Genomic DNA, 5563 nt, shown 5'->3' on the forward strand with positions numbered 1-5563 from the left:
GTAGCGCAGGGCCCCGCGCCCTCGCGCTCGGGCGCGGGGCCCTGCGCTACACCGACCGGCTCCTCGGTCACGACGGCGTGCTCCGGGCCGTCGCGGGGTTCCGCACCCGGGTGTACGAGGCGCTGGTGCCGCTCGCCCCGGCGGGCACCCCCGCCTTCCGCAGCGGCGATCTGCTCACCCGTCTCGTCGCCGACGTCGACGCCGCCCAGAACCTCCTCCTGCGTGTCCTGATCCCGGGCGCGGCGGCCTGCGCGGTCGCCGTGGTCGCGACCGCCACGGCCGCCGCGCTGCTGCCGCAGGCCGGGCTCCTGCTCGGGGGACTCCTGGCCGTCGCGGGGCTGGCCGTGCCCGCCACGGTGCTCATCGCGTCCCGCCGGACCGAGCCCCGCGCGAAGGCGGCGCACGCCGAACTCGCCGCACTCACCGTGGACTTGACGCGGGGCGCGGCCGATCTCGCGGCGTACGGCGCCCGGGGTCGCGCCGACGAACGGGCCCGCCACGCCGCCGCCCGCATCGCCGCGCTGGAGCGGCGGTCCGCGCTGACCACGTCACTCGCCTCGGCCGTGGTCCTGCTGCTGCAGGGCATGGCCACGGTCGGCGTCACCTGGCTCGCCCTGCGCACGCACGCGTCCGGCGCGCTGCCCGCCGTACAGGTGACGGTGCTCGCCGTTCTCTCGCTGGTCGCCTTCGAGGCGCTCGCGGCGCTGCCCGTTGCCGCTCGCCACCTGGCCGACGTACGCGCGTCGGCGCGCCGGTTGGCCGACCTGCTCGACACGCCGCCGCCGGTCACGGAGCCGTCCCGTCCCGTGCCACTCCCCCTGGACGGTCCGCTCGGCGTGGACATCGTCGGCCTGCGGGTGCGCCACCGCCCTGACGCCCCGCCCGCCCTGGACGGCGTGAGCCTGCGCATCCCGGCGGGCCGCCGGGTCGTGCTGCTCGGCGCCAGCGGCTCCGGCAAGTCGACGTTGATCGCCGCGCTCATGCGGTTCGTGCCGTACGAGGCCGGGAGCATCCGCCTCCGCGACAGCGACAGCGACAGCAACAGCGACAGCGACAGCGACAGCGGGACGTACGCGCTGCGGAACTGCGCCGGTTACGACGTCCGTCGCGCGATCACCGGCATGACGCAGGACGCGCACGTCTTCCACACCACGATCCGCGCGAACCTGCTCCTCGGCCGGCCGGACGCGACCGGCACCGAGCTGCGCGAGGCCGTCCGCCGGGCCCGGCTCCTCGACTGGATCGAGTCGCTGCCCGACGGCTGGGACACCGTGCTCGGCGCGGAAGGCGCCGCGATGTCGGGCGGTCAGCGCCGGCGCCTGCTCCTGGCCCGCGCGCTGCTCGCCGACCCGCCCGTCCTCGTCCTGGACGAACCCACCGAGGGCCTCGACCCGAGGACCGCGGCCGCCGTGCTCGCCGACGTCCTCGACGCCACGCGCGGCCGCACCACGCTCCTGGTCACGCACGAGCACTCGGGCATCGCGGCCGCCGACGCGATCGTGCGCCTGGACCGGGGCCGGATCGTCCCCGCCGCCACGCCCTGAGGGGGTCCGGCGCCAGGAGGTCCGCGCTCAGTCGAAGACGTACCGCTCTCCCGCCCGCGCCTTGAAGGTCTTCGCTCCCCCGCTGAACAGTCCACTGCGCAGGGTGAGTTCACGCGTGCGCGTCGCCCTCAGGACGATGCGGGTGGCACGGCCCGCCGCCCAGGTGATGTCGACCGTCGCGCCGCCGCGCGCCCGCAGGCCGCGCACCGATCCGGTGGGCCACGCGGCGGGCAGGGCGGGCAGGATCTCGATGGCGTCGTGCTGACTCTGCAGGAGCATCTCGACGACGCCGGACGTCGCGCCGAAGTTGCCGTCGATCTGGAACGGCGGGTGGGTGTCCCAGAGGTTGGGCAGCGTCGAGGACTTGAGCTGCTCGCCGAGCATCTTGTGCGCGTGGTCGCCGTCGCGCAGGCGCGCCCAGAAGTTCGTCTTCCAGGCCTTGGACCAGCCGGTACCGCCGTCGCCGCGCGCCCGCAGGGAGACCTTCGCCGCCTCCGCCCACCTGCTGCCCGGCTCGATCTGCCGGCCGGGGTGCAGGGCGTAGAGGTGGGAGACGTGCCGGTGGTCGTCCGTCCGGTCGTCCAGGTCGGCCTTCCACTCCTGGAGCTGGCCCCAGGAGCCGATGCGCAGCCCGGGGTCGAGGCGCTCCAGGGTCTTCTCCAGTTCGGCGCGGAAGGCCGGCGTGTCACCGAGGATCCGTGCCGCCTCCAGCGTGTTGGTGAGCAGGTCGTGGACGATCTGCTGGGCCATGGCATCGCCCGCCGTGAAGTCGCCGTGCTCGGGCGAGTAGCTCGGGGTGACGACGAGGGTGCCGTCGCGCGGGTCGGTGCGCAGGTTGTCGAGCCAGAACTCGGCGGCTTCCTTCATCGCCGGGTAGGCGGTGGTGCGCAGATAGTCCGTGGACCCGCCGAAGCGGTAGTGCTCGTAGAGCTGCGCGGTGAGCCAGGCGGCGGCCTCGGGGAACCAGAAGGCGGTCGACCAGTCGTGCACGCCGGTGAAACCGTAGGGGTTCGTCTCGTTGTGCACGACCCAGCCGCGGCTGCCGAACATCTCCTTGGCCGTGCGCCGTCCGGGGGCCCGCAGCGCCTCCACGAAGCGGTCGTACGGCGCCGTCGTCTCGGGCAGGTTCGCGGCCTCGGCGAGCCAGTAGTTCATCTGCAGGTTGATGTTGGTGTGATAGTCGGCCGACCACGGCGGGGTGGTGCTGTTGTTCCAGACGCCCTGGAGGTTGGCGGGCAGGGAGCCCGCGCGCGAGGAGGCGACGAGGAGGTAGCGGCCGTACTGGAAGAAGAGCGCCTCCAGCGCCCGGTCGGCGGCCCCCGCCCCGGTCCCGTACTCCTTGAGGAGGCGGTCCGTGGGGACATCGGCGGGCAACGACTGGCCGATGTCGAGGGCGACGCGGCCGAACAGGGCGCGGTGGTCGCGCAGATGGCGGGCGCGCAGCCGCGCGTGGCCCGTGGCGACCGCCGCGTCGACGGTGCGGGTGACGGCGGCGTGCGGGTCCGCGCCCCGGTAGCCGGGGTAGGTGTCGGCGTAGTCGGTTCCGGCGGCGAGGACGAACCAGACGTGATCGGCGCCGGTCACGGTGACGCTGCCGTCGGCGTTCGCGACGCGCGTGCCGCCCTGGTGGGCGATGCGCAGCTGGGCCTCGAACTTCAGCGCGTTGTCGGCGAGTTCACCCCGTACGGTGATGCGGTCACCGGCCGCCTTCGCGGTGAAGTCGGCGCGGGGCGACGTGTAGCGGAAGGTGCAGGTGACCTGCGCGGCGCGATCGGCGGACAGCCGCCCGACGAGCACTCCGTCGGGGTAGGAGGCGAAGAACTCCCTTTGATGGCGCACCTGTTCGTGGTGGTACGCAACGGTGGCGAGGCCTTCTTCGAGGGCGAGGGCGCGACGGTAGGAGGCGTCGGGCGCGTCCGGTGCGCCCGGCACGTCGATGTGGAGGTCGCCGAACGTCTGGTGGGCGCCGTAGCCGCGCCGCGCCTGGCCGAGCTTCGTGGCCACGGTGTCGGGGTCGAGCCTGCCCTTGGCGTCGAGTTCGTCGCGTACGGCGTCGAGGGCGCCGGGCCGGGGCGCGCGCCAGTTCCCGAAGTCGTACCCCTCCCGGGAGCCGGGGCCGCCGGTCCACAGGGTCTTCTCGTTGAACTGGAGCCGTTCGGAGACGAGCGTGCCGAAGACCATGGCGCCGAGGGCGCCGTTGCCGAGGGGGAGGGCCTCGCGCTCCCAGTCGGCCGCCGGGGCGGCGTACCAGAGCGTCACGTCCGGAGACCCCGCAGATTCATCGGAGGTGTCGTGCCGCGAGGGGTCGCTCGCCGCTGCGGCGGGGCCGGCGCCCACGATCGCGCCTCCGCCCGCCGCCAGTGCGGCCGCACCGCCGAGCGCGGATCTCATGGTGGTCCTTCGCGTGATCCCCTGAGTCATGACCGGTCACGTTAAAAGTCCGATGACTGGGCTGGCAAGACATAAAACTGCCCCGTTCCTTGGACGGAACGGGGCAGTGCTTGGACGGAAGTGCGCACGGCTGCAGGACGGCCTCGCCGACGCGGGCGCCTCCAGGCGCGGACGGCTCTCGGCTCGGACGGGTCCAGGCCCGGTCGGCTCCCGGCGCGGGGCGGCTCAGCCCTGCTGGAACAGCTCCGCGGGCAGCGGCTTCAGGAGCGCGTACAGATCGTCGGTGATCGGGCGGTCCCAGGCGGCGATGGTCACCAGGACGTTGTCGCTGCGGTCGAACTGGACGCAGGAGATCCGGCTCTCGGAGAGCTTGAGACGACGCACGATCAGGAGGTTGTCGCCCTGCATCACCGGCACGTCCTCGGTGGAGACCACCGAGATGTCCTCGTCGTTCTCCAGCGCCACGAGCAGCTGGGCCACCTCGAAGGGGACCTCGCCCTCGGCGGTCTCGCGCGCGGGCGAGCCCTCGGGGAGGTTACCGATGATCATCGCGGGGCCGCGGCCGCCGAACAGGTCGTAGCGCAGGAACACGCCCTGGCAGCTGCCGTCGGGGGCGGGCAGCAGGCCCGCGCCGAGATTGCCGGGCCAGTCACCGGGATCCATGGCCAGGACATCGAAGTCCGGGCCCGCGGGAGTGGCGGAGCTGCGGCGGCGGAGGAAGGACATGCGCCCATGGTACGTGGCCCGCCGGACATTCCGGCGCGGGGGCCGACGTGCTCCACGGGGGCGCGGGGGCCGTGCCACCAGCCACGGAGCACCCCGCCGCGCCCCGGCCGTCCGGGACACAATGGCGCCCCCTCGACACCGGAGCCCTCATGAGCGACGCATCCACCCTCGACCACTGGCGCGCCGGCCTCGCCGACGTACCCGACGAGGTCTGGCACCACCCGCATCTGGAAATCCTGCTCCTGGCCGACAACGCGCTCACGCGCCTGCCCGCCCGCATCGGCACGCTCGCGGCCCTGCACACCCTGGACCTCGGCCACAACAGACTGCGCACGGTCCCCGCCGAGCTCGGCGACCTGCCGGCGCTCAGCCGCTTTCTCTACCTCCACGACAACGACCTCACCGAGCTGCCCGCGTCCCTCGGCCGCCTCACCCGGCTCGCGTATCTCAACGTCGGGGAGAACCGTCTGACCGCGCTCCCGGACACACTCGGCAACATGACTGACCTGATGGAACTGCGCGCCCAGCACAACGAGTTGACGCACCTGCCCGAGGACATCGGCTCGCTCACCGCGCTGCGTGAACTGTGGCTGCGCGGCAACCGCCTGCACGACCTTCCGGCCTCCGTGGGCGAGTTGCGCGCGCTGCGCGAACTGGAACTGCGCGAGAACGCCTTCACGGCCGTCCCGGAGGCCCTGCGCGGTCTGCCGCTCCTGCGCCGCCTCGACCTCCGCGCCAATCAGGTGCGCGAACTCCCGCACTGGATAGCGGATTTGCCCGCCCTGGAGAAGCTGGATCTGCGCTGGAACGGCACGTGGGTCGACGACCGTCTGACGCGGGCCCTGCACGCCAAGGGCTGCGTGGTTCTGCACTGAGTCACGACCGGCCCGCCGGCGGGCCGG

At 73.4% G+C, this 5563-nt stretch carries 4 protein-coding genes; 2 read left to right on the forward strand and 2 right to left on the reverse strand.

Annotated features, from left to right (window positions below):
* On the forward strand, window positions 1–1544 hold a 1544-nt coding region (cydC, locus tag AOK22_RS33685), incomplete at its 5' end, for a thiol reductant ABC exporter subunit CydC (RefSeq protein WP_055702515.1).
* Window positions 1545–1571: 27 nt separating this feature from the next.
* Here the strand turns inward: cydC and AOK22_RS33690 are convergent.
* Window positions 1572–3935 carry a glycoside hydrolase family 95 protein gene (locus tag AOK22_RS33690; RefSeq protein WP_055702516.1) on the reverse strand — a complete coding sequence of 788 codons (2364 nt, stop codon included), beginning with the start codon at window positions 3933–3935 and terminating at the stop codon, window positions 1572–1574.
* A gap of 225 nt (window positions 3936–4160) precedes the next feature.
* The gene (locus AOK22_RS33695) at window positions 4161–4661 is read right to left on the reverse strand and encodes a hypothetical protein (protein ID WP_055702517.1); all 501 of its coding nucleotides are present in this window, start codon (window positions 4659–4661) and stop codon (window positions 4161–4163) included.
* A gap of 149 nt (window positions 4662–4810) precedes the next feature.
* Here AOK22_RS33695 and AOK22_RS33700 point away from each other — a divergent pair, with 149 nt between their 5' ends.
* Entirely contained in the window at window positions 4811–5536 is a 726-nt protein-coding gene (locus AOK22_RS33700) for a leucine-rich repeat domain-containing protein (RefSeq protein ID WP_055702518.1), read from the forward strand.
* Window positions 5537–5563 lie beyond the last annotated feature (27 nt).

The organism is Streptomyces silaceus (assembly GCF_001419745.1).
GTDB classification, from domain to species: Bacteria; Actinomycetota; Actinomycetes; order Streptomycetales; family Streptomycetaceae; genus Streptomyces; species Streptomyces silaceus.